Annotated in this window: 19 protein-coding genes, 3 pseudogenes and 2 riboswitches; of the genes and pseudogenes, 11 read left to right on the forward strand and 11 right to left on the reverse strand. The window is 69.2% G+C overall.

Annotation, left to right across the window (positions count from 1 at the left end):
* Nucleotides 1-6 precede the first annotated feature (6 nt).
* Nucleotides 7-372 carry an iron chaperone gene (locus TNCT6_RS01480; RefSeq protein ID WP_141355778.1) on the forward strand — a complete coding sequence of 122 codons (366 nt, stop codon included), beginning with the start codon at nucleotides 7-9 and terminating at the stop codon, nucleotides 370-372.
* A 60-nt stretch (nucleotides 373-432) separates the two neighbouring features.
* Complete coding sequence (locus TNCT6_RS41995) at nucleotides 433-561, forward strand: transposase (RefSeq protein WP_373996228.1); 129 nt, start codon at nucleotides 433-435, stop codon at nucleotides 559-561.
* Between the two features lie 8 nt (nucleotides 562-569).
* Here TNCT6_RS41995 and TNCT6_RS01490 read toward each other — a convergent pair.
* Nucleotides 570-789: pseudogene (locus TNCT6_RS01490) on the reverse strand (transposase); the annotation flags it as partial.
* A gap of 209 nt (nucleotides 790-998) precedes the next feature.
* On the opposite strand from TNCT6_RS01490, the gene TNCT6_RS40665 reads away from it, so the two are divergent.
* Nucleotides 999-1,208, forward strand: a complete 210-nt coding sequence (locus TNCT6_RS40665) for a hypothetical protein (protein WP_253265990.1) — start codon at nucleotides 999-1,001, stop codon at nucleotides 1,206-1,208.
* A gap of 48 nt (nucleotides 1,209-1,256) precedes the next feature.
* Here the strand turns inward: TNCT6_RS40665 and TNCT6_RS01500 are convergent.
* Nucleotides 1,257-2,065 (reverse strand): IS5 family transposase gene (locus TNCT6_RS01500; protein ID WP_172632768.1). Its coding sequence is split into 2 segments (ribosomal slippage): nucleotides 1,257-1,726 and nucleotides 1,726-2,065, totalling 810 coding nucleotides; the frame shifts between segments, so codons are not numbered across the junction.
* Nucleotides 2,066-2,406: 341 nt separating this feature from the next.
* Here TNCT6_RS01500 and TNCT6_RS01505 point away from each other — a divergent pair.
* The 6 genes and pseudogenes from TNCT6_RS01505 to TNCT6_RS42005 form a co-directional block, all read left to right on the forward strand.
* Entirely contained in the window at nucleotides 2,407-3,345 is a 939-nt protein-coding gene (locus TNCT6_RS01505) for an ATP-binding cassette domain-containing protein (protein WP_141355782.1), read from the forward strand.
* Nucleotides 3,342-4,193: an ABC transporter permease gene (locus TNCT6_RS01510; RefSeq protein ID WP_141355784.1), complete on the forward strand. Its 852-nt coding sequence runs from the start codon at nucleotides 3,342-3,344 to the stop codon at nucleotides 4,191-4,193. Before TNCT6_RS01505 ends, TNCT6_RS01510 begins: the two co-directional genes overlap by 4 nt.
* Before the next feature lie 56 nt (nucleotides 4,194-4,249).
* Complete coding sequence (locus TNCT6_RS01515) at nucleotides 4,250-5,518, forward strand: sensor histidine kinase (RefSeq protein WP_172633169.1); 1,269 nt, start codon at nucleotides 4,250-4,252, stop codon at nucleotides 5,516-5,518.
* Nucleotides 5,515-6,183, forward strand: coding sequence for a response regulator transcription factor (locus TNCT6_RS01520; protein WP_141355788.1), 669 nt, complete (start codon nucleotides 5,515-5,517; stop codon nucleotides 6,181-6,183). The genes TNCT6_RS01515 and TNCT6_RS01520 overlap by 4 nt, the downstream gene beginning before the upstream one ends.
* A 310-nt stretch (nucleotides 6,184-6,493) precedes the next feature.
* Nucleotides 6,494-7,150 (forward strand): transposase family protein, encoded by a 657-nt coding sequence (locus TNCT6_RS42000; protein ID WP_373996229.1) that lies wholly within the window; start codon nucleotides 6,494-6,496, stop codon nucleotides 7,148-7,150.
* Nucleotides 7,047-7,565: pseudogene (locus tag TNCT6_RS42005) on the forward strand (ISAs1 family transposase); the annotation flags it as partial. The gene TNCT6_RS42000 and the pseudogene TNCT6_RS42005, both read left to right, overlap by 104 nt.
* 86 nt (nucleotides 7,566-7,651) lie before the next feature.
* Here TNCT6_RS42005 and purU read toward each other — a convergent pair.
* The 8 genes and pseudogenes from purU to TNCT6_RS01565 form a co-directional block, all read right to left on the reverse strand.
* Nucleotides 7,652-8,542, reverse strand: coding sequence for a formyltetrahydrofolate deformylase (gene purU, locus TNCT6_RS01530; protein WP_141355790.1), 891 nt, complete (start codon nucleotides 8,540-8,542; stop codon nucleotides 7,652-7,654).
* 215 nt (nucleotides 8,543-8,757) lie between these two features.
* Nucleotides 8,758-8,852, reverse strand: a riboswitch (glycine riboswitch).
* A 12-nt stretch (nucleotides 8,853-8,864) separates the two neighbouring features.
* Nucleotides 8,865-9,842, reverse strand: coding sequence for a lipoyl synthase (gene lipA, locus TNCT6_RS01535; protein ID WP_141355792.1), 978 nt, complete (start codon nucleotides 9,840-9,842; stop codon nucleotides 8,865-8,867).
* Between the two features lies 1 nt (nucleotide 9,843).
* Nucleotides 9,844-11,100 carry a serine hydroxymethyltransferase gene (glyA, locus tag TNCT6_RS01540; RefSeq protein WP_141355794.1) on the reverse strand — a complete coding sequence of 419 codons (1,257 nt, stop codon included), beginning with the start codon at nucleotides 11,098-11,100 and terminating at the stop codon, nucleotides 9,844-9,846.
* Between the two features lies 1 nt (nucleotide 11,101).
* Complete coding sequence (gcvH, locus tag TNCT6_RS01545; RefSeq protein ID WP_141355796.1) at nucleotides 11,102-11,476, reverse strand: glycine cleavage system protein GcvH; 375 nt, start codon at nucleotides 11,474-11,476, stop codon at nucleotides 11,102-11,104.
* A 23-nt stretch (nucleotides 11,477-11,499) separates the two neighbouring features.
* Nucleotides 11,500-12,601: pseudogene (gcvT, locus tag TNCT6_RS01550) on the reverse strand (glycine cleavage system aminomethyltransferase GcvT).
* Between the two features lie 31 nt (nucleotides 12,602-12,632).
* Complete coding sequence (gene gcvP / locus TNCT6_RS01555) at nucleotides 12,633-15,500, reverse strand: aminomethyl-transferring glycine dehydrogenase (RefSeq protein ID WP_141355798.1); 2,868 nt, start codon at nucleotides 15,498-15,500, stop codon at nucleotides 12,633-12,635.
* A gap of 151 nt (nucleotides 15,501-15,651) precedes the next feature.
* Nucleotides 15,652-15,747, reverse strand: a riboswitch (glycine riboswitch).
* Nucleotides 15,748-15,851: 104 nt separating this feature from the next.
* Nucleotides 15,852-16,850, reverse strand: coding sequence for an agmatinase (speB, locus tag TNCT6_RS01560; RefSeq protein WP_141355800.1), 999 nt, complete (start codon nucleotides 16,848-16,850; stop codon nucleotides 15,852-15,854).
* Between the two features lie 12 nt (nucleotides 16,851-16,862).
* Nucleotides 16,863-18,227, reverse strand: a complete 1,365-nt coding sequence (locus TNCT6_RS01565; protein ID WP_141355802.1) for an MFS transporter — start codon at nucleotides 18,225-18,227, stop codon at nucleotides 16,863-16,865.
* Between the two features lie 164 nt (nucleotides 18,228-18,391).
* Here TNCT6_RS01565 and TNCT6_RS01570 point away from each other — a divergent pair, with 164 nt between their 5' ends.
* On the forward strand, nucleotides 18,392-19,870 hold the full coding sequence (locus TNCT6_RS01570) for a PucR family transcriptional regulator (RefSeq protein WP_141355804.1): 1,479 nt from the start codon (nucleotides 18,392-18,394) through the stop codon (nucleotides 19,868-19,870).
* Nucleotides 19,871-20,256: 386 nt separating this feature from the next.
* Nucleotides 20,257-20,637 carry a hypothetical protein gene (locus TNCT6_RS41875; protein ID WP_308789457.1) on the forward strand — a complete coding sequence of 127 codons (381 nt, stop codon included), beginning with the start codon at nucleotides 20,257-20,259 and terminating at the stop codon, nucleotides 20,635-20,637.
* On the opposite strand, the gene TNCT6_RS01580 is transcribed toward TNCT6_RS41875, so the two are convergent.
* Nucleotides 20,551-20,982: a transposase gene (locus TNCT6_RS01580; protein WP_373996230.1), complete on the reverse strand. Its 432-nt coding sequence runs from the start codon at nucleotides 20,980-20,982 to the stop codon at nucleotides 20,551-20,553. The genes TNCT6_RS41875 and TNCT6_RS01580 overlap by 87 nt on opposite strands.
* Between the last annotated feature and the right edge of the window lie 4 nt (nucleotides 20,983-20,986).

The following is a 20,986-nucleotide window of genomic DNA, read 5'->3' on the forward strand; positions in this document are numbered from 1 at the left end:
CGTGACATGGTGCAGAGCAGTGCAGAAGACGTCGACGGGTATCTGGCCGAGGTGGCCGAGGGGCGCAGGGATGCCCTGACCAGGCTGCGGCGGTTGTGCCAGGCCGAGCTCAAGGGGTTCGACGAGGTCATGGCGTACGGCATGCCCGCCTACGCGCGGGAGGGCGCCGCCGAGATCGCCTTCGCGAGTCAGAAGCAGTACATCTCCTTCTACCTCATGCGGAGCGATGTTCGGGATGCTTTCGCGGAACGGTTGAGCGGGCAGGACATGGGTAAAGGCTGTCTGCGGTTCCGCAAGCCGGGGGACATCGATTTCGATTTGGTGCGAGACCTGCTGAGGGCTGTTCCGGCTGCTGCGGGCAAGATCTGCTGACGGCAGGGCTACCGGGGCGGGGATCGGTTCCGTGAAACGATCTTCGGATGGCTCAGAGATCTGGCGGACGAACAGTGGGTGCGTCTGGAGGCGGTGTTGCCCCAGCCGCCGTTGAAGGGGCGCAAGCCCCGGGATCGACGGCAGGTCTTCGACGGGATTTGGTGGCGGGCACGCACCGCTTCGCCTTAGACCGTGTCCTACGTGGTGAGGCGAAGGAATCTCTTGTAGCAGCATACGGCGGCGGCGAGTCCAAGAAAGGCCAGGTAGTTGTGGGGATTGCGCTCGTAGCGAGGGCTCAATCGGCGGTAGCCCGACAGCCACGACATGGTGCGCTCGATCACCCACCGGCGTCGCCCTAATCGTTCCACTGGACTCGATGCCTTTGCGCGCGATGCGTACTCCGATGCGCTTCCAGCGAAGCCATCTGCGCCTCGGCGGAGGAGCTGGAGCGGTTCGAGACCGATGTGCTGGCCGGGTTCGTGCTGGCGTGGACCTCGGCGGGGGCTGGCAAGCGGCACGATCCGCGGGGGCGTTGGTCACCTGGAGCAGGTGAGGACCTGGCTCGGCCGGCCGCTGTGGGACATTGAGCCGACCAACGCAGGCGCTGAGCACGCACTGCCTACGAGATGAATCACCTGCGCGACTCCAACGACGCCCAGCTGCGGATTCTGCCGACCTCCCCGGAGGTCGGCCAGCTGTTCACCGGCTGGAGCGGCGAGCTGGCGACCTGCCGCAAGTTCGCCCCGATCGCGAGGAACTACACGGCCGCGAAGCTGATGTCTCAGGTCGGACTACGGGTGAGCGAGGTGCAAGGGCTCGGCCTGGATGACATCTAGTGGCACCTGGGCCGGTTCGGCAAGCTCCACGTCCGCTTACTGATCATTTCAGAATGAGGTCCGGAGTCGTCTCAAGCAGATGATGCTGCAGGCGAGTTGGAGCAGGCCGAGGTGGAGGTCGGCGCGTATCTCGTAGCGGATCCGGAGTCGTTTGAACTGGTGGAGCCAGGCGAACGTCCGCTCGACGACCCGGCGGGTCTTGCCCAGGCCGGAACCATGAGCGGTGCCTTTCCGGGCGATCTTTGGCGTGATGCCGCGGGCCCGCAGGAGACGGCGGTACTTGTCGTAGTCGTAGCCGCGGTCGGCGAACAGCCGGCGCGGCCGGTGACGTGGCCGTCCGCGTATCCCGCGGATGCGGGGTATCGCGTCCAGTAGTGGCATCAGTTGGGTGACATCGTGACGGTTTCCGCTGGTCAGGGTGACAGCCAGGGGTGTTCCGTGCCGATCGGTGATCAGGTGGTGTTTGCTGCCCGGGCGGGCGCGGTCGACCGGCGAAGGTCCGGTGTGAGCCCCCCTTTGAGGGCTCTGACATGGGAGCCGTCGACGGCCGCGTCATCCATGTCCAGCAGGCCCGCTCCCCGCAGCTCCGCCAGAAGGACCTCGTGCAGACGGGGCCACACGCCAGCCTGCGTCCAGTCCCGAAGGCGCCGCCAGGACGTCACCCCACTGCAGCCGATCTTCTCCGTGGGGACGTCTGCCCAGCTCACACCCTTGCACAGGACGTAAACGATGCCCCGCAAGGCAGCGCGGTCATCCGCCGGCAACCGACCTGGGTACCGTCGACGCCGCGGTGGGCGAGGAGGGAGCAACGGGGCAACACGTTCCCACAGGTCATCAGGCACAAGATCATCCGACACTCGAAGAACTCTGCCGCCATCAAGCCCAACTGCCAAGCCCCACACGCCAACTCATTCTGAAATGATCAGTAAGCTGCGGCTTCTTCCTCGGTCGCCGAGGTGACACCTCGTGCGGCCAGTGGTGTCAGCCCCCTGTGGTTTCCCATAGCCGATGACGGCCGCCCGTGTCACTGGTATCCCGGAACCACGCCCCGCCGCCAGCGGGGCTGTAGTACCCCGGTACCACCTGCCTGGCAGTGTTCAGTCCCCGGTACCACCGGATCCGGCAGATCGCGGGCTTAGCGTGACGGAGGAGGCGCCAGGCGTACAGGGCGCGCCGGAGTCCGAAAGAGGGAACGCGAATGATCGAGGCACAGCAGCTCACCAAGAGGTACGGGGAGAAGACAGCCGTCGCCGGGCTGGACTTCACCGTGAAGCCGGGCACGGTGACCGGCTTCCTCGGCCCCAACGGGGCGGGCAAGTCCACGACGATGCGCATGATCGTCGGGCTTGACGCGCCGACGAGCGGCTCCGTCACGGTGAACGGACGACGCTACGCCCGCCACCAGGCGCCGCTCCAGGAGGTCGGGGCGCTGCTGGAGGCGAAGTCGATCCACCCGGGCCGCTCGGCCTACAACCATCTCCGGGCCCTCGGCCTCACCCACGGGATCCCGCGCCGCCGGGTCGACGAGGTCATCGACCTTGCCGGTCTCGGCAGCGTCGCGAAGAAGCGGGCCGGTGCCTTCTCCCTCGGTATGGGCCAGCGGCTCGGCATCGCGGCCGCCCTGCTCGGCGATCCGCAGACCGTGATGCTCGACGAGCCGGTCAACGGACTGGACCCCGAGGGCGTCCTCTGGATCCGGAACCTGCTCACCTCCCTCGCGAGCGAAGGGCGCACGGTGTTCGTCTCCTCGCACCTGATGAGCGAGGTGTCACTGGTGGCTGATCACCTCATCATCGTCGGCCGTGGACGGTTGCTGGCCGACACGACCGTACGGGACCTGGTCCGCGAGGCCGGCGGCGACGCCGTGAAGGTCGCGACGGACGACCCCGCACGGCTGCGGGAGGTACTGGCCGGATACGGCGTGGAGATCACCGGCCGCGTGGGCTCCGAGGAACTGCAGGTGACCGGGCTGTCCGCCCGCGAGATCGGTCTGAAGGCGGCCGAACACAGGATTCCGCTGTTCGAGCTGACCACGAAGGCGGTGTCGTTGGAGGAGGCATTCATGGAACTGACCAGGGACGCCGTGGAGTACCACGGCTCCACGACCGGCACTGAGACCTCCGGGAGCGCGGCATGAGCACCCTCACGGCAACCCCGGAGTCCCCCGAGACCGCTCAGGCCGCGCCGGCCCGCCCCGCCTACCGGGTGACCGGACGGCGCGTGGTGGCCTCGGAGTGGGCCAAACTGTGGTCTCTGCGCTCCACCTGGATCACTCTCGGCCTGGGCCTGCTGTTCCTCGTCGCCTTCGGCGTCATCGCCGCGAGCCGCTACAAGTCCGGGATCGACTCCGGCCGCCCCATGCACGGCGACTTCGCCGACGCGACGGCCGTGAGTCTGTCCCTCTTCGGCACGAACTTCGCCCAGCTGGCCCTCGGCGTGCTCGGCGTGCTGGTCACGGCGGGCGAGTACTCCACCGGCATGATCCGCTCCACCATGGCCGCGGTGCCACGCCGGCTGCCCGTGCTGTGGTCCAAGGCGGCTGTGTACGGGCTGGTCGCGCTGTTGATCGCCACCGTCGGCGCGTTCGTCGCCTTCCTCGTAGGCAGCCAAGTCGTCTCCGGCACGCCCGCCGCCATGGGCCTCGGCCACGCCGGTGTCCTTCGCAGTCTGCTGGGCGCCGGGCTCTACCTGGGCCTGGTCGGAGTGATCGGCACCGCCCTGGGCGCGCTGCTGCGTTCCGTGGCCGGCGGTATCTCGGTCCTGGTCGCCGCCCTCATGCTCGTACCCGGACTGATCTCCCTGCTGCCCAGCTCATGGAGCGGGAACATCGACCCCTACCTGCCCAGCCATGCCGGCGAGTCGATCTTTGCCCTGACCCACGACTCGACCACCCTGTCGCCGGGCGCCGGGCTCTGGGTCTTCCTCGGCTGGACGGCACTGGCGCTGGCCGCAGCGGCGTACCGGCTGCGGCGCAGCGACGTCTGAGCAGCCACGCGCATCATGGGCTCGTGAACTCCGTGACCACCGAAGATCTCAGCGGGATGGGGCCGCTGGTCGCCCGGCTCGGCCGGGCCGGCCAGTGGCTCCGGCATGCTGACCGGGCCCGTCCGTGGGTGCTGGACACCGCGGTCGTGGTGCTGGTCTTCCTGATGTTCTGCCTGCCGGACCTGCTGCACGCGGTCGGCGCGATCGACGGGGAAGGCGACGGCCCGCGCCGCTTCCGCCTGGTGTTCACCCGGTTGCCCGTGGCGGGCATGCTGGCCCTGCAGGCCGGGCTGGTGCTGCCGCTGCTGTGGCGGCGCCGGGCGCCCGCCGCCGCGTTTGGCGCCATCGCGGCCGTGTTCGTCCTCCAGTGGTCCCTCGGCGCCGCGCTTCGTGCTGACGTCGCCCTCTTCGTCGCCCTGTACAGCCTGGCCCTGCACGGGCGGCTGCGGCAGCTGCCGTGGGCCTGTGCGGCCACGGCGGGCGCGCTGGGACTGGTCGCGGCACGGGTGTCGGCTGCGGTGTCGGTCTGGGACGCGCTGTTCTTCCTGCTCAGCACGGCGACCGCGGCCCTCGCGCTCGGCTTGATGATCCGTATCCGGCGGGCCCAGCTGGCCGGGCTTCGGGACCGTGCGGCCCGGCTGGAGATCGAACGCGACCAGCGTGGCAGGCTCGCAGTCGCGGCCGAACGGGCACGAGTGGCCCGTGAGATGCACGATGTCGTCGGCCACAACCTGTCCGTCATCATCACGCTCGCCGACGCGGGTGCCTATGCCGCCGGGGTCGCTCCGGAGCGGGGCAGGGAGGCCCTCCACCTCATCGGCGACACCGGTCGCAAGGCCCTGGGCGAACTGCGCCGGGTGCTCGGCGTGCTGCGTGAGGCGGACGGCCCGCCGGCCGAGCCCGAGCTGAGCCCGCAGCCCGGTCTCGCGGACCTCAACGCGCTGTGCGAAGGAGTGCGTGCCGCCGGCTTGGAGGTCGTCTACCGTACCGCCGGAGACGTGGACGCCCTCGACGGCGGCGTCCAGCTCACGGTCTACCGCATCGTGCAGGAGGCCCTGACGAACACCCTGAAACACGCCGGCGCCGGCGCGCGTGCGAACCTGGCCATCGCCGTGGAAGACACGCGGCTGACCATCACCGTCCAGGACTCCGGCCCACTCGTCCCGGCCGACCGTCCCAGCACGGTGAACGAGGAAGGACACGGCCTGGTGGGCATGCGGGAACGAGCGGCTCTCTACGGCGGACACGTAAGCGCGGGTCCCGCGGGCGCCGGCTGGACGGTACGGGCCGCACTCGACCTCACTCCCCAGGGCGGTGCCCGGTGACCACCGTGCTCGTCGTGGACGACCAGCCGCTCCAGCGATACGGCTACCGCATGCTCCTGGACTCCCTGCCCGAAACGGAGGTGGTCGGCGAGGCCGCGCACGGAGCGGAAGCGGTGCGCAAGGCCGCCGAACTGCGACCCGACGTCGTCCTCATGGACGTACGCATGCCGGGCATGGACGGCATCGAGGCCACCCGCCGCATCGTCGCCGCCGGCGATCGCTCGCGCGTCCTGATGCTGACCACGTTCGACCTGGACGAGTACGTGTACGCGGCTCTGCGCGCCGGAGCCAGCGGCTTCCTCCTCAAGGACGCCCGCCCCGAGGAACTCCTCGCGGGCATCCGGGCCGTGGCCGTCGGAGACGCTGTGATCGCCCCCGCACTCACCCGCCGTCTCCTGCACGAGTTCGCCCGCCTCGTGCCACCCGGCGGCGACGGCTCCGCCGAGGACCCGCGCCTGAGCTCCCTCACCGACCGTGAGCGCGAGATCCTCGTCGCCATCGGCAAGGGCTGGAGCAACGGCGAGATCGCCGCCCGCTTCGTCCTGTCGGAGTCCACGGTGAAGACTCATGTCGGCCGCGTCCTGGCCAAGATCGGCGCCCGCGACCGCATCCAAGCGGTGATCTTCGCCTATGACCACGGCCTGGCCCGGCCTCATGGAGACTGAGCGGCGGCGCGTCCTCATCCGCCCTGAGAGGAGGAGCATGCGTGGTTCAGGGGATCTTGGTGGCGGTCGCTGAGGACGGCGCTCTGGCGCGAATGCCGCGAACTGCGGGAGCATGATCGATCATGCTGTTCCGCAAAACTGGGCTGGTTAAAGGGCACCCCTGCGCCAGTCCTCCCCGTTGACGTACGAGCCAACGGCTCCCGCGTCCTGGGGGCCGGCTGTCCCAGGACCCCAGGGAGAGTCCGCTTCGCCCGTTTTGATCACGGCGGGCTAAGAAGGGAAACTCAAACGAGCACGGCACATGTGGATCATGGAGGTGTCTAAGCTTCAAGATCCGCAAGGTTGCCGTGCTCGCGTCTCTTCATCATGCCCCACGCCGGTCACACTGGTGGCACCGCTCCGGCTCATACCCTCCTCCGCCCCGGCTCCGCCGCCGGGGCTGCTGGACGCGCTCGTGCGAGTGCCCGACCCGCGTGACCGGCGCGGACGGCGGTTCAAGCTCGCAACACTGCTCGCCATCGGCGTATGCGCGATGACCGCAGCGGGCCACAACTCCCTTACCGCGATCGCGGAATGGGCTCACCGCTGCGACCAGGAGACCCTGGCCGCCCTGGGCCGCCCTGGGCTGCCCGTTCGACCCGTTCGCTGGCCGCTACCGGGCCCCGGGCGAGCGGACCCTGCGCGATCTGTTCGCCCACGTCGCCCCCGGCGCACTGACCGCCGTCGGCTACCGGCTCGCCGCGCTCACGCCGCCGCCCGCAGGCGCGCGATGCCCCGACAGCACAGCCGAACGCGAACAGCGCCGCGCCCACCGCGCCGCCCGCGATACCGACCCCCGCCCGCGGCGTCGGCGCGCGTTCGCCGTGGACGGCAAATGCCTGCGTGGCGCCGGCCGCCCCAACGGCTCCCGCGTCTTCGTGCTCACCGCTGTGCGCCACGACGACGCCCTGACCGCGGCCCTGCGTGAGATCGGCGCCAAAACCAACGAGATCACCGAGTTCGCGCCCCTGCTCGACGCGATCGACGACGAGGACCTGGCCGGCGCCGTGGTCACCGTCGACGCCCTCCACGCGCAAACCGCCCATGCCCGCTACCTCGTCGAGGACCGAGGCACCCACTACCTGCTGTCGGTGAAGGCCAATCAGCCCAAGCTCGCACGGCAGTTGAAGAAGCTGCCTTGGAAGGACGTGCCGGTCCTGGACCGCTCCCACGACCGCGGGCACGGCCGCGAGGAGATCCGCGAGGTCCAGGTCGTCACCGTGAACGGACTGCTGTTCCCGCACACTCGCCAGGTCGTCCGCATCCACCGCAGGCGCCGGGGCCTCGACGCGGCCAAGTGGCAGACGGAGACCGTCTACGCCGTCACCGACCTGACTGCCGAACAAGCCACCACGCGCGAGATCGCCGCCTGGGCCCGCGGCCACTGGATCATCGAGAACGGTCAACCGAACCCGCGCCGTGCGGCGACTCAGCGGAAGACGACCGTATGGTTGCCGTTGAGCATCACGCGGCGCTCGCTGTGCCACTGCACGGCGTGGGCCAACACCCGGGCCTCGACGTCCCGGCCGGCAGTGATCAACGCGTCCGGGTCGTCTGCGTGGCCCACGCGCACGACGTCCTGCTCGATGATGGGTCCCTCGTCCAGGTCCGGGGTGACGTAGTGGGCGGTGGCCCCAACCAGCTTCACCCCTCGCCGGTGCGCCTGGTGATAGGGGCGGGCGCCCTTGAAGCTCGGCAAAAGGGAGTGGTGGATGTTGATGGCCCGGCCGTCGAGGCGCTTGCACAGGTCGTCCGAGAGGACCTGCGTGTAGCGGGCGAGCACCACCAGGTCGATGTCGAGTTGGTCGACCAGCTCCAGAAGCCGCGCCTCGGCCTCCGCTTTGGTCTCCGGCGTCACCGGGATGTGGTGGTACGGGATGCCGTGGCTGTGCGCGAGCGGCTCGAAGTCGCGGTGGTTGGAGACGATCGCCGGGACCTCGATGGTCAGGGCGCCGGTGCTCTTGCGGAAGAGCAGGTCGTTCAGACAGTGGCCGAACTTCGACACCATGATCAGCGTGCGGGTCGGGGTTGACGCGTCGTGCAGCTGCCAGGAGATGCGGAACGCCTCCGCCACCGGCCCGAAACCGGAACGCAACTCCTCCAGCGCGATCTTTGGATCGGAGACGTCGAAGTGCACCCGCATGAACAACCGGTCCTGCAGCCGGTCGTCGAACTGCCGGCTGTCGAGGATGTTGCCGCAGTGCCGTACGAGGAAGCCGCTGACGGCGTGGACCAGACCGGCCCGGTCGGGACACGAGAGGGTGAGGATGAACTCGCGGCTGGATTGCGGACGAAGGGGGAAGGCGTGTTCTGTCCTCATGAGAATGGTGGTCGGAGGGTTTTGGGGCAGTTTGCGTCCGGAGGAAAGCACGTTCGTGGACACGAGGGGCTCCTCGAGGGTCGAGCGCGAGCAGGAGCCCGTGCGGCCAGGTGAGCCTCCCCCTCTGTCATGTGGCCTGAGAGCTTCACCGCACACTGCTGTGCGCGGCTTGCACCGTGGGCGAGACGCGTGAGCGCCTGCTTTCCAGAGTCCGCCTCCCCTGCGCGGTAACGAGGCCTGAGAGTTTCCGGGGAGGATTTGCTCCTTCGGCGCCACGCCTCGAGGGCGTGGTCTCTCCCGCGCAGGATCGTCAGCGGTGTATTCAGTTGTTCCGTTCTTGCCGCGGCCGCTGGTCGATTGCTTGCTGGTAAAGGCGGCCGGCACGGTAGGACGAGCGCACCAGCGGCCCGGACATCACCCCGGAGAAGCCGATCTCCTCGGCCTCCTCCTTCAGCTCCGTGAACTCGGCCGGCTTGGCCCACCGGTCCACCGGGTGGTGTCGCAGGGACGGCCGCAGGTACTGGGTGATGGTGATCAGCTCGCAGCCCGCGTCGTACAGGTCCTGCAGCGCCTGGCTGATCTCCTCCCGCTCCTCGCCCATACCTAGGATCAGGTTCGACTTGGTCACCAAGCCCGCCTCCCGGGCGGCGGTGATGACCTCCAGGGAGCGCTCGTACCGGAACGCGGGACGGATCCGCTTGAAGATCCGCGGCACCGTCTCCACGTTGTGCGCGAGAACCTCCGGCCGGGCGGAGAGGACCTCCGCCAGCTGCTCGGGGACCGCGTTGAAGTCGGGGATCAGCAGCTCGACCTTGGTCCGGCCGCCCGCCCGGCCGGCGGTCGCGGCGTGGATCCGCCGCACGGTCTCCGCGTACAGCCAGGCCCCGCCGTCGGCCAGGTCGTCGCGGGCGACGCCCGTGACGGTGGCGTAGTTCAGGTCCATGGCCATCACCGACTCGGCCACCCGGCGTGGCTCGTCCCGGTCCAGCGCGGCCGGCTTGCCGGTGTCGATCTGGCAGAAGTCGCAGCGCCGCGTGCACTGGTCGCCGCCGATGAGGAACGTGGCCTCGCGGTCCTCCCAGCACTCGAAGATGTTCGGGCAGCGCGCCTCCTGGCAGACCGTGTGCAGGCCCTCGCGCTTGACCAGGCCGTGCAACTGGTTGAACTCGGGGCCCAGCTTCGCCCGGGTCCTCATCCACTCGGGCTTGCGCTCGATGGGGGTCTGGCTGTTGCGGACCTCCAGGCGCAGCAACTTGCGTCCGTCGGGTGCGACAGCGGACGGCGTGATGGTGCCACTCATCTCACAGCTCCGGGTACAGCGGGTGCTTCTGGGCCAGCGCGCTCACGCGCGCCTTGAGCGCCTCGGCGTCGTATGACGGCTTGAGCGCCTCGGCGATGATGTCCGCGACCTCCCGGAAGTCGGCCGCCTGGAAGCCGCGGGTGGCCAGGGCCGGGGTACCGATCCGTAGGCCCGAGGTGACCATCGGCGGCCGCGGGTCGTTCGGGACGGCGTTGCGGTTGACCGTGATGCCCACCTCATGGAGCCGGTCCTCGGCCTGCTGCCCGTCCAGCTCGGAGTCACGCAGATCGACCAGGACCAGGTGCACGTCCGTGCCGCCGGACAGCACGTTCACCCCGTGCTTGCGGGCGTCCTCCGAGGTCAGCCGCTCGGCGAGGATCCGGGCACCGTCCAGCGTCCGCTGCTGGCGCTCCTTGAAGCCCTCGCTCGCGGCGACCTTGAACGACACCGCCTTCGCCGCGATCACGTGCTCCAGCGGACCGCCCTGGAAGCCCGGGAAGACCGCCGAGTTCATCTTCTTCGCGAAGTCCTTCTTCGCGAGGATGATCCCGCCGCGCGGTCCCCCGAGGGTCTTGTGCGTCGTGGAGGTCACCACGTCCGCGTACTCGACCGGGTTCGGGTGCAGCCCGGCCGCAACCAGGCCCGCGAAGTGGGCCATGTCGACCCACAGGAAGGCGCCGGCCTCGTCGGCGATCCGCCGGAACTCGGCGAAGTCCAGCTGGCGCGGGTAGGCGGACCAGCCCGCGATGATGACCTTGGGCCGGTGCTCCTTGGCGAGGCGCTCGACCTCGGCCATGTCCACCAGACCGGCCTCGTCGACGTGGTACGCGACCACGTCGAACTGCTTGCCGGAGAAGTTCAGACGCATGCCGTGCGTGAGGTGACCGCCGTGCGCCAGATCCAGCCCCAGGATCGTGTCCCCGGGCTGGGCGATCGCGAACAGCGCCGCCTGGTTCGCGGACGCTCCCGAGTGCGGCTGTACGTTCGCGTACTCGGCGCCGAACAGCTCCTTCACCCGGTCGATCGCGATCTGCTCGGTCACATCGACGTGCTCACAGCCACCGTAGTAACGGCGGCCCGGGTAGCCCTCGGCGTACTTGTTGGTCAGCACCGAGCCCTGCGCCTCGAGGACCGCGACCGGAGCGAAGTTCTCCGACGCGATCATCTCGAGGGTGGACTGCTGGCGGTGCAGCTCGGCGTCGACGGCGGCGGCGACCTCAGGGTCGAAGTCGGCGAGCCGACGGTTCAGCACAGACATCTCAGGTTCCTTCGGTGAGAGCCGCGTAGGCGGTGGCGTCGAGCAGGTCCGGCGTACCGGAGATCCGCATCCGGAACAGCCAGCCCGCTGCGAACGGGTCGGCGTTGACCAGGCCGGGGTCGCCGACCGCGGCTTCGTTGATCTCGACGACCTCGCCGTCCGCAGGAGCGAACAGGTCGCTCACGGACTTGGTCGACTCGATCTCCCCGCACGCCTCACCTGCCGTGATCGTCGTGCCGACGGCGGGCAGGTCGAGGTAGACGACGTCGCCGAGTGCGTCAGCTGCATGGGCAGTGACACCGACGGTCGACAGGTCGCCGTCGGTCGCGATCCACTCGTGGTCGCTGGTGTACATCAGCTCGGTGGGCAGGCTCATGATCTGTTCTCCTGTGGAAGTGCTCAGGCTTGGCGGCGGTAGAAAGGCAGCAAAACGACCTCGGCGTACTCCTGTCGGCCGCGGATGTCGACGCATACCTTCGTGCCGGGATCACTCCGGCCGGTCGGCAGGTAGGCCATCGCCACGGGGTGGCCGAGGGTGGGCGACAGGGCTCCCGAGGTGACTTCGCCGATGTGCTCGCCGGTATCCGGGTCGAGTACGGCATAGCCGGTGCGCGGCGCTCGTCGACCGGTCGAGGCCAGCCCGACCAGCACGCGGGTCGGGGCCTCGTGACGACGGGCGGCCAGGGCCGCCTCGCCCACGAACCCGCCGGGCTTCCCGAACGCCACGACTCGGCCCAGTCCCGCATCGAACGGCGTCGTGCGGACGGTGAGTTCCTGACCGTACAACGGCATACCGGCCTCAAGGCGCAGCGTGTCACGGCAGGCCAGCCCACAGGGCACCAGCCCGTGCGACGCGCCCGCCGCGCTGACGGCCCGCCAGACAGACTCCGCGTCTTCGGGACGGCAGTAGATCTCGAAGCCGTCCTCGCCGGTGTAGCCGGTGCGAGCGAGCAGCACGTCGTGGCCTGCCAACCGCGCCGGGTCGATCGCGTAATACTTCAGCGACGGCACGTCGACATCGGCTACGTCGCTCACGATGGCCGGTGACCTCGGTCCCTGGACCGCGATCAGCGCCCACTCGCCGGACGCGTCCCGGACCGTGGCGGCGTAGCCGTCGATCCGCTCACGCAGCTGGGAGAGCACGACCAGCACGTTGCCCGCGTTGGCCACGACGAGGTACCGCTCCTCGGCCAGGCGGTAGACGACCAGGTCGTCGAGTATTCCGCCGTTTTCGTGGACCCAGCATGGAGTAGCGTGCGCGGCCGACAGCGATCTTTGACGGCTCCCCGACCAGGGCGTGGTCCAGGGCCCGGCCCGCCTCGGGACCGGCCAGCTCGATCTCGCCCATGTGGGAGAGATCGAAGATTCCCGCGGTGGTCCGTACGGCGTGGTGCTCGGCCAGCTCGGAGGTGTAGCGCAGCGGCATGGACCAGCCGGTGAAGTCGGTGAACGATGCACCGAGCTGCGTGTGGAGGTCGTGCAGGGGTGTCTTCTTCGACATGGTGGTTTCTCTCAGACCGTGACCGGTCGGGTCACGACGCGAAGGTCTCGGGGGGCGGGCAGGCGCAGACCAGGTTCCGGTCGCCGTGCGCCTGGTCGATCCGGCTGACCGGCGGCCAGTACTTGTCGGGCGTGACGCCGGCGGGGAAGACGGCCCGCTCGCGCGAGTAGGCCCGGGTCCAGTGGCCGGCGATCGCGGCCGCGGTGTGCGGTGCCCGGCGCAGCGGGCTGTCCTCGAGGTTCCAGACGTCCTTGTCCACCAGGTCGATCTCCGCGCGGATCGCGATCAGCGCCTCGCAGAAGCGGTCCAGCTCCGCAAGGCTCTCGCTCTCCGTCGGCTCGACCATCAGCGTGCCGGCGACCGGGAAGCTCATCGTGGGAGCGTGGAAGCCGTAGTCGATGAGTCGCTTGGCGATGTCGTCGACCGTTACCCCGGTGGCGGCGGTGAGCGGGCGTACGTCGAGGATGCACTCGTGTGCGACGAGGCCGGCCTCCCCGGCGTACAGGACGGGGAAGTGCGGGGCGAGCCGCCGGGCGATGTAGTTGGCACTCAACACGGCCGTCTGAGTCGCCTCGGTCAGCCCCTGCGCGCCCATCATCCGGATGTAGGCCCACGGGATCGGCAGTATGCCGGCGCTGCCGAACGGTGCGGCGCTCACCGACCCGATGCCGTCGCGGCGTCCGGTGTCGGGGTGCAGCGGGTGGGTGGGCAGGTACGGGGCGAGGTGTTCGGCCACCGCGACCGGGCCGACGCCCGGCCCGCCGCCGCCGTGCGGGATGCAGAACGTCTTGTGCAGGTTGAGGTGGGACACGTCGCCACCGAACTCACCCGGCCTGGCGACCCCGAGCAGCGCGTTGAGGTTGGCGCCGTCGACGTACACCTGTCCGCCGTGCTCGTGCACCAGCTCGCACAGCCGGGTGATGCTCTCCTCGTAGACGCCGTGCGTCGAGGGGTAGGTCACCATGATCGCGGCCAGGTCGTCGGAGTGCTTCGCGCACTTGGCCTCGAGGTCGGCGAGGTCGACCGTGCCGTCGGGCCGGGACGCCACCACGACGACGCGCATCCCGGCCATGACGGCCGAGGCGGCGTTGGTACCGTGCGCGCTTGCCGGGATCAGGCACACGTCGCGTCCGGCCTGGCCGTTGCTCCGGTGATAGGCGCGGATCACCAGCAGGCCCGCAAGCTCGCCCTGCGATCCGGCGTTCGGCTGGATGGAGACCTTGGCGTAACCGGTGACCTCGGCCAGCCACGTCTCGAGCTGCTCGATCAGCGTCAGGTACCCGGCCGCGTCCGTGAGGGGCGCGAACGGGTGCAGGTCCGCGAAGGCGGGCCAGCTGACCGGCTCCATCTCCGTGGTCGCGTTGAGCTTCATCGTGCAGGACCCGAGCGGGATCATCCCGCGGTCCAGCGCGAAGTCACGGTCGGAGAGCTTGCGCAGGTAGCGCAGCATCGCGGTCTCCGACCGGTGCTGGTGGAAGACCGGGTGGGTGAGGAAGGGGGAGATACGACGCAGTCCCGACGGAAGCGCCGCCGGAGCGCCACCAGCCGCCGGCCCGTCCAGGTCGTCACCGGCCCAGCCGAAGGCGTCGAGCACCAGGCGGACGTGGTCCTCCGTCGTGACCTCGGAGCAGGAGACACCGACGTGGTCGCCATCCACCAGCCGCAGCCGCACGCCCTTGTCGTGCGCGGCCGCGACGACCTCCTCGGCACGACCGGGGACCCGCACCAGCAGGGTGTCGAAGAACTCGCGGTGCACCACCGTGATCCCACTCGCCCGCAGACCCGCGGCGATGAGCGTGGCGTGCCGGTGCGTCCGTCGGGCGATCTCGGCCAGACCGTCGGGGCCGTGGTAGACGGCGTACATCGACGCGACCACGGCGAGCAGCACCTGCGCCGTGCAGATGTTGGAGGTCGCCTTGTCGCGGCGGATGTGCTGCTCGCGGGTCTGCAGGGCGAGGCGATACGCCGGCCGGCCGGCATCGTCCACGGACACGCCCACGAGCCGGCCCGGCAGGTGACGTTCGAGCCCTTCGCGGACCGCGATGTAGCCGGCGTGCGGCCCGCCGTAGAACAGGGGGACACCGAACCGCTGGGACGATCCCACGACGATATCGGCGCCGTACTCACCCGGTGGCACGAGCACGGTGAGCGCCATCAGGTCGGCGGTCACGGTGACCAGCGCCCCGCGTGCCTGTGCCGCAGCGGTCACCTCGCGCAGGTCGCGGACCGCGCCCGAGCAGCCGGGATAGGACAACACCACTCCGAAGAAGTCGTCCTTTGGCAGCGGCTCAAGGACGTCGATCTCGGCGACCTCGATGCCGACGGCGGCTGCACGCGTGCGCAGGACGTCGAGGGTCTGCGGCAGGGTGTCGCGGTCGACCAGGACACGGGGGTGGCGCTTCTTGCCCGCGACGCGGCGCATGACCGTGACGGCCTCGGCGACCGCCGTGCCCTCATCCAGCAGCGAGGCGTTGGCGGTCGGCAGCCCGGTGAGGTCGCCGACCATGGTCTGGAAGTTGATCAGCGCTTCGAGCCGGCCCTGGCTGATCTCCGGCTGGTACGGCGTGTAGGCGGTGTACCAGGCCGGGTCCTCCAGCACGTTACGCCGGATCACCGCGGGCGTGATAGTCGCGTGGTAGCCGAGACCGATCATCGGGACGGCCACGGTGTTCCTGCCCGCGAGCTCATGTAGCTCGGCGCGCGCCTCGGCTTCGGTGGCGGCGGCGGGCAGCTTCAGGTCGAAGGTGCTCCGGATACCACTCGGGACGGCGGCGTCAATGAGGGCGGCCAGGGTCGGGTAGCCGACTTCGGCCAGCATCTTGGCGCGGTCGGCATCGTTGACGCCGAGGTGACGGGCGACGAACTCCCCGGACGGGGAAGGAGATTCGGGTGAGGTCATGGAAGGAGGCTCCCTGCTGAGGGCACCGCGGGCGCGGCGCCGTGAATAGGTGACCTCCCCGCTCTGTCATCGGTACCTGAGAGCTTCACCGCCGGGTCGGGCGGTTTGCACCGTGGGCGCAGGACGCGACGTCCTGTCTTTCCAGAGTTGCCTCACCGAAGCGGTAGTTGGGCCTGAGAGATTCTGGGGAGAGTTGCTCCTTCGGCGCCTCACCAAGGATGGGCGAGGGCTCTCCCGCTTCGGTTCGAGCGGCACGATGTTCAATTGTCCAGCGTGACCGTAAGGTCGCTCTGTGGTGCCGTCGAGGCAGCTCAGTGCTTTGACGGCACCAGGTGGCCGCTGAGGTCGTGGTCAGGCGCGGTCTGCGGACGCCAGCGCGGGACTGGTCACCTGGTTTTTCGTCATCAGCGTGACCAGGTCGAACACCACGGTGGCGGCAGCAACACAGGTGATCTCGGCGTGGTCGTATGCCGGAGCGACTTCGACCACGTCACCGCCGATGATATTGAGTCCGTCGAGGCTGCGGAGCAGGCGAAGCAGCTCCCGGCTGTTGAACCCGCCCATCTCCGGCGTGCCCGTCCCGGGTGCGAATGCGGGGTCGAGCACGTCGATGTCGATGGAGACGTACACCGGTGCGTCGCCCACCCGTCGCCGTACGGCGTCCACTGCCCCCTCGATCCCGATCACGTCGAGGTCCCCCGCACGGATCGCGCGGAAGCCGAACGCCTTGTCGTTCACGAGGTCCATCTGGTCGTAGATCGGTCCGCGGATGCCCAGGTGTATGGACTTGTCCTCGGCGAGCAGGCCCTCTTCGAAGGCTCGGCGGAACACCGTGCCATGGGTGATCGGGGCGTTGAAGTACGTGTCCCAGGTGTCAAGGTGCGCGTCGAAATGGACCAGCGCGATCGGACCGTACTTGTCCTTGGCCGCCCGCAGCATAGGCAGTGCGACGGTGTGGTCACCGCCGATGGTCACGATGCGCCGGTCGGAGTGCCCCACGACGTCGCGGGCGTAGCCCTCGATCTGGGCAACCGCCTCGTCAATGCTGAAGGGTGTGCAGGGAACATCACCGGCGTCGACGACCTGGACCGCTTCCAGCGGTGCGGTGTCGAGTTCGACGTGGAACTTGGGGCGCAGGTGACGCGAGGCCTGACGGACGCCCATCGGTCCGAAGCGGGCGCCCGGGCGGTACGACGTGCCCCCGTCGAACGGCACACCCAGGACCGCGATGTCGTAGTCGCTGACCGAGCCGATGTCGGGTATCCGAGCGAAGGTGCCCAGGCCGGCGAACCGGGGGACCTTCGTGGCGTCCAGGGCTCCGATCGGGGCGGGGCGGCTGTCGTGGTTCATCACGGTCTCCAGTCAGTTCGTAACAGTGGTGGTGGGGGAGGAGCCGGCAGGCTCGGCCGGGTGGTCGGCGCCCGCGGCGGTGTCGCTGAGCGCCCGGCCCCGGGTCTCGATGCCCCAGGCCAGCGTGATCAGGAGCCCGACGACCGACACGACGGCGCCGACGAGGAGCGGCAGACTATGGCTCTTGGCCAGGGCGAACGGCATCAGGAAGGTGGCCGCGGCCGCCCCGATGCGGGAGAACGCGGTCCCCACACCGACGGCGGTGGCTCGGACCTCGGTCGGGAACAGCTCGTTGGGGTAGACCACTTCAAGGAAGCTGGAGCCGCCCGAGGCGAGCGCGAAGACGCAGACCGCGGCGAAGGAGACCCAGGACGGCAGTCCGGGCACCAGACCGGGGACGCCCAGGGCGACCGCGATGATCCCGAAGGACCACAGCAGCAGTGCCCGACGGCCGATCCGCTCGACCAGCCAGAGTCCTGGGATGCCGCCGACGACGAAGAGCACGGCGAGGAAGACCTCCGCCGCGTTGCCGGTGATTCCCATGCCCGCCAGCAGGTCGGGGGCGAACGAGTACAGCGCGAACAGCGGGATCACCTGGGCGGTCCAGAAGACGCCGACGAACAGAGTGCGCTTGAGGTACGGCGGGCGGAACACCGTGGTGTAGCCAGTTCGCGCGAGTGCCGGTTCCCTGGGCAGGTCCGCGACGCCGTACTGCGGACCGAAGACCTTCTTGATCGCCCGGTCGGCGTCGTCGGGACGGCCCTTGCTGAGCAGCCAGCGCGGCGACTCCGGCGTACCGAGCCGCAGGAACAGGGTCACAAGGGCGAACACGGCCGGGCTGGCGAGCATGAACCGCCAGGCGTTCTCACCGAGTCCAGCGAGGCCCACGCCCACCACGTACGCCGCCGCGGCACCGATCGCCCAGACCACGAAGGTCGCACCGAGCATCCGACCGCGGAACCGCCGCGGAAGGTACTCCGCCAGCAGCGACGTGGCGATCGGGTAGTCGGCACCAATGGCCGCGCCAAGGAGGAAGCGCAGGAGCACCAGCTGCCAGACCTCCGTCGTGAAGGCGGACAGCACAGAGAACAGCGCGAGCGCGCCGAGGTCGGCGATGTACATGATGTGCCGGCCGATCTTGTCGGTGACGTATCCGAAGACCGCCCCACCGAAGAAGATACCGACCAGGCTGGCGGCCGCGACCAGGCCCTTGTCGCCAGCGGTCATGCCAAGGGCCGGCGTGAGCGTCGTGAAGGCGACACCGATGATCGCGATCGCATAACCGTCGATGAACGGTCCGCCCGACGAGTAGGCCGTCAGTTTCTTGTGGAAGCGCGTCAGTGGCGCGTCGTCGATGAGATTCGACCGAGCAGTCATGGGAGGAGTCCTTGGCTCGCTGGGGCCGTGCGGAGGTGCTGCTCCATGTGTACGTCGGTGCCGAATGCGCCGTGCAGACCCACAACGCTCAAAGTTCCCGCCCGCGCTTATACATCCGCACAATGCCGCTATGCAGATAGTCAGGCCCGTTGTACCGTGACCGCATGCCGATCACGGTGGGCGAGCTGCTCGAGATGCCGCACCTGCGCCTGAGACTCCACTCAGGGGCCAGCGCGCTGGACCGGCCCATTTCGTGGACACACACAACCGAGCTGCCCGAACCGTGGCGCTGGGTGGCCGGCGGCGAACTCCTCATGACGAACGGCATGCCGATCCCGCGGAGCGCGTCCGGCCAGGAGGAACTGGTCCGGCAGCTGGTCGATCACGGTGCCGCCGCGCTGGCCATCGGCGAGCAGATGTACGCCCCACCGCTGACCAAGCGGCTGGCGCGGACGAGCGAAGAACTGGGCTTCCCGGTGCTCTGGATCGCCTACCCCATGCCGTTCGTCGCGATCTCCCGCGCAGTCGCCGAGGCGACCCTCCTGGAACAGTCGCAGCGTCTGATCCGGACCGAGCGGATCTACCAGGCGCTGCAGCAGATCTCCTCGCAGAGCTCCGGACTCAAGATGCTCACGAGTGCACTGTCCCGCGAGCTCGGCTGCGAGGTCCGGGTGTGCGACCGGGCGACCGGCCACGACTGGTACCCGGGCGTCCCTTCGCTCCCCGCAGAGATCCGCACCGCCGTGACCGAGCGTCGCGGAAAGCTCCGCGCCGGCGTCATCGCGGTCCATCTCGATGGCGACCGTCGCGTGCTCCTGGTCGACGTGCCGACGCATCCGGACGCGGTCCTCGTCGCCCTCCCTGAGCCGGCCGAGCAGCCGGACGCGCTGCTGCTGCAACACGCCGCGACCGTGTGTGCGCTGGCGCTCTCCCAAGCCCGCTTGACCATCGAGCACGACCGCAGGACAGGTGCGGAGCTTTTGCTCCAGATCCTCGACGCACAGGTATCGCCGTCCGTGGCCCAGCGCCAGCTGGAGGAACTCGGCCTGCGGCTCGCGGAGGCGGTGTGCGTGGCGGCGCGGAACGACCACGACCCGGACCTGCTCAGAAACGTGCACCTGAACCTGTGGCGCTCAGCCGTCAGCCACGTCACGGTGCACCGCGGTGGCACGTCGCTCACGGTTCTCCCCGACAACGCTGCCGTGCGGGTGCTGGTGCAGGCTCTCGGGCAGAGCGGCCAGGCAGGTGTCAGCGAGCTGATCGTCCGCTCTGACCGCGTGGTCGACGCAGCACGAGAGGCCACGTGGGCGCTCGACATCGCGCGGGAGCAGGGCACCCCACTGCTGCAGTACGCCGACGCCGGCCCCCTCCTCGGTCCGCGCAACCCGGCCGAGGCACGGGCACTCGTCGATCGCGTACTCGGTCGCGTTCTCGAGCTGCCGTCCGAGCATGCGAGCGAACTGCTGACGACCCTGCGGGTGTTCCTCGAAAACGGCAGGTCCTGGCAGCGCACCGCCGAAGCCCTGCACGTTCATCGACAGACGGTGCTCTATCGGGTTCGGCGCGTGGAGCAGCTGACTGGGCGGCACGTCACGGATACCGGTGACCTGGCGGCGCTGTGGCTCGCCCTGAAGGCTCTGTGAGGCCAATCCATCCAGCCGTTGATCTTCAGCGGTTCTTCCGCTCCATGGTCGGCTGGTGTATCACACGGTTCCCGCCGTAGCGAGCGTGGTACTCGGGGTGCCCGGTTGTTGGCCGAGATCGGAGACGATCGCACCCGCTTCGCCGATGCCTGCGGCCTGAAGGCTAGGGTGGCACGAATACCCCATGGTGAGGCTTTTCTGCTCTTCGTCGGCGCGAGGGGACCCTCTCGGCACTGGGGCGTCGCCGACGCCGGAGCAACCGCGTCGTTTCCGGCTGATCCGGCGCAGTGTCGCAGGTCAGGTGTTCGTGTTGCAGCTGGTGCTCGTGGTGCTGTTCGGGTTGGGCGCCGTGGCTGCCCTCGTGCTGCAAGCTCAGGGGGGCGAGTGTGCCGGAGGCGCGGGAACGCTCTCTCACTGGCGCCGAGACCTTCGCCAACGCCCCGGGGACGCTGGCCGCCATCAAGTCCGCCGACCCCACGGCCTCGCTGCAGCCGCGCGCGGAGGCGGCACGGAAGACGTCGAGGGTCGACTACATCGTCGTGTTCAGTCCGGCTGGCATCCGCTGGACCCACCCCAACCCGCAGCTGATCGGCAAGCATGTGTTGGGCTCGTACGATCAAGCGCTCGCCGGGCATGCCCAGACGGGCACATTCACCACGCCCCTGGGACTACTGAGATTTTCACGGTGGGGTCGGTGGTGCGAGGGTCAGTCCGGTGGCGGTGAGGCAGCCGTCGATCAGGTGTGGCCGGAGCTGGATCCTGCGTAACTCCCGGCGGAGGACACGGTCGAGGTCGTCGGGTGTGTCGAAGGCGGTGTTGGCCATGGTCCGGCGTACCAGTGACCAGACGGCCTCGACGGGGTTCAGGTCGGGTGCATACGGCGGGAGGCAGACGGTGGTGAGCCAGTCGTGCTCGGCCTCGTAGCGTTTCAGCCCGACCGCCAGGTGAGTGTTGAGATTGTCCCAGACCACCACGATCGGGCCGCCGAGCTGGATGTATGCGCGGACGAGCAGGTCGCGGTAGTCCTGCCAGGAGAAGCTCTTGCGGGCGCCGGGCCCTACCCCTTGATCGTGGACACCCTGATCATTGGATCGTGAAGATCCATAGGACAGGAGT

The sequence above is a fragment of the Streptomyces sp. 6-11-2 genome, from assembly GCF_006540305.1.
Classification (GTDB): Bacteria; Actinomycetota; Actinomycetes; order Streptomycetales; family Streptomycetaceae; genus Streptomyces.

Excerpts from the sequence above, each read along its gene's own strand:
- gcvH (WP_141355796.1), bottom strand. The coding sequence starts at position 11,476 with ATGAGCCTGCCCACCGAGCTGATGTACACCAGCGACCACGAGTGGATC.
- TNCT6_RS01570 (WP_141355804.1), top strand. The coding sequence starts at position 18,392 with ATGCCGATCACGGTGGGCGAGCTGCTCGAGATGCCGCACCTGCGCCTG.
- TNCT6_RS42000 (WP_373996229.1), top strand. The coding sequence starts at position 6,494 with ATGGAGGTGTCTAAGCTTCAAGATCCGCAAGGTTGCCGTGCTCGCGTC.
- glyA (WP_141355794.1), bottom strand. The coding sequence starts at position 11,100 with ATGTCTGTGCTGAACCGTCGGCTCGCCGACTTCGACCCTGAGGTCGCC.
- TNCT6_RS01515 (WP_172633169.1), top strand. The coding sequence starts at position 4,250 with ATGGGGCCGCTGGTCGCCCGGCTCGGCCGGGCCGGCCAGTGGCTCCGG.
- TNCT6_RS40665 (WP_253265990.1), top strand. The coding sequence starts at position 999 with ATGAATCACCTGCGCGACTCCAACGACGCCCAGCTGCGGATTCTGCCG.
- TNCT6_RS01505 (WP_141355782.1), top strand. The coding sequence starts at position 2,407 with ATGATCGAGGCACAGCAGCTCACCAAGAGGTACGGGGAGAAGACAGCC.
- lipA (WP_141355792.1), bottom strand. The coding sequence starts at position 9,842 with ATGAGTGGCACCATCACGCCGTCCGCTGTCGCACCCGACGGACGCAAG.
- gcvP (WP_141355798.1), bottom strand. The coding sequence starts at position 15,500 with ATGACCTCACCCGAATCTCCTTCCCCGTCCGGGGAGTTCGTCGCCCGT.
- purU (WP_141355790.1), bottom strand. The coding sequence starts at position 8,542 with ATGAGGACAGAACACGCCTTCCCCCTTCGTCCGCAATCCAGCCGCGAG.
- speB (WP_141355800.1), bottom strand. The coding sequence starts at position 16,850 with ATGAACCACGACAGCCGCCCCGCCCCGATCGGAGCCCTGGACGCCACG.
- TNCT6_RS01565 (WP_141355802.1), bottom strand. The coding sequence starts at position 18,227 with ATGACTGCTCGGTCGAATCTCATCGACGACGCGCCACTGACGCGCTTC.
- TNCT6_RS01480 (WP_141355778.1), top strand. The coding sequence starts at position 7 with ATGGTGCAGAGCAGTGCAGAAGACGTCGACGGGTATCTGGCCGAGGTG.
- TNCT6_RS01510 (WP_141355784.1), top strand. The coding sequence starts at position 3,342 with ATGAGCACCCTCACGGCAACCCCGGAGTCCCCCGAGACCGCTCAGGCC.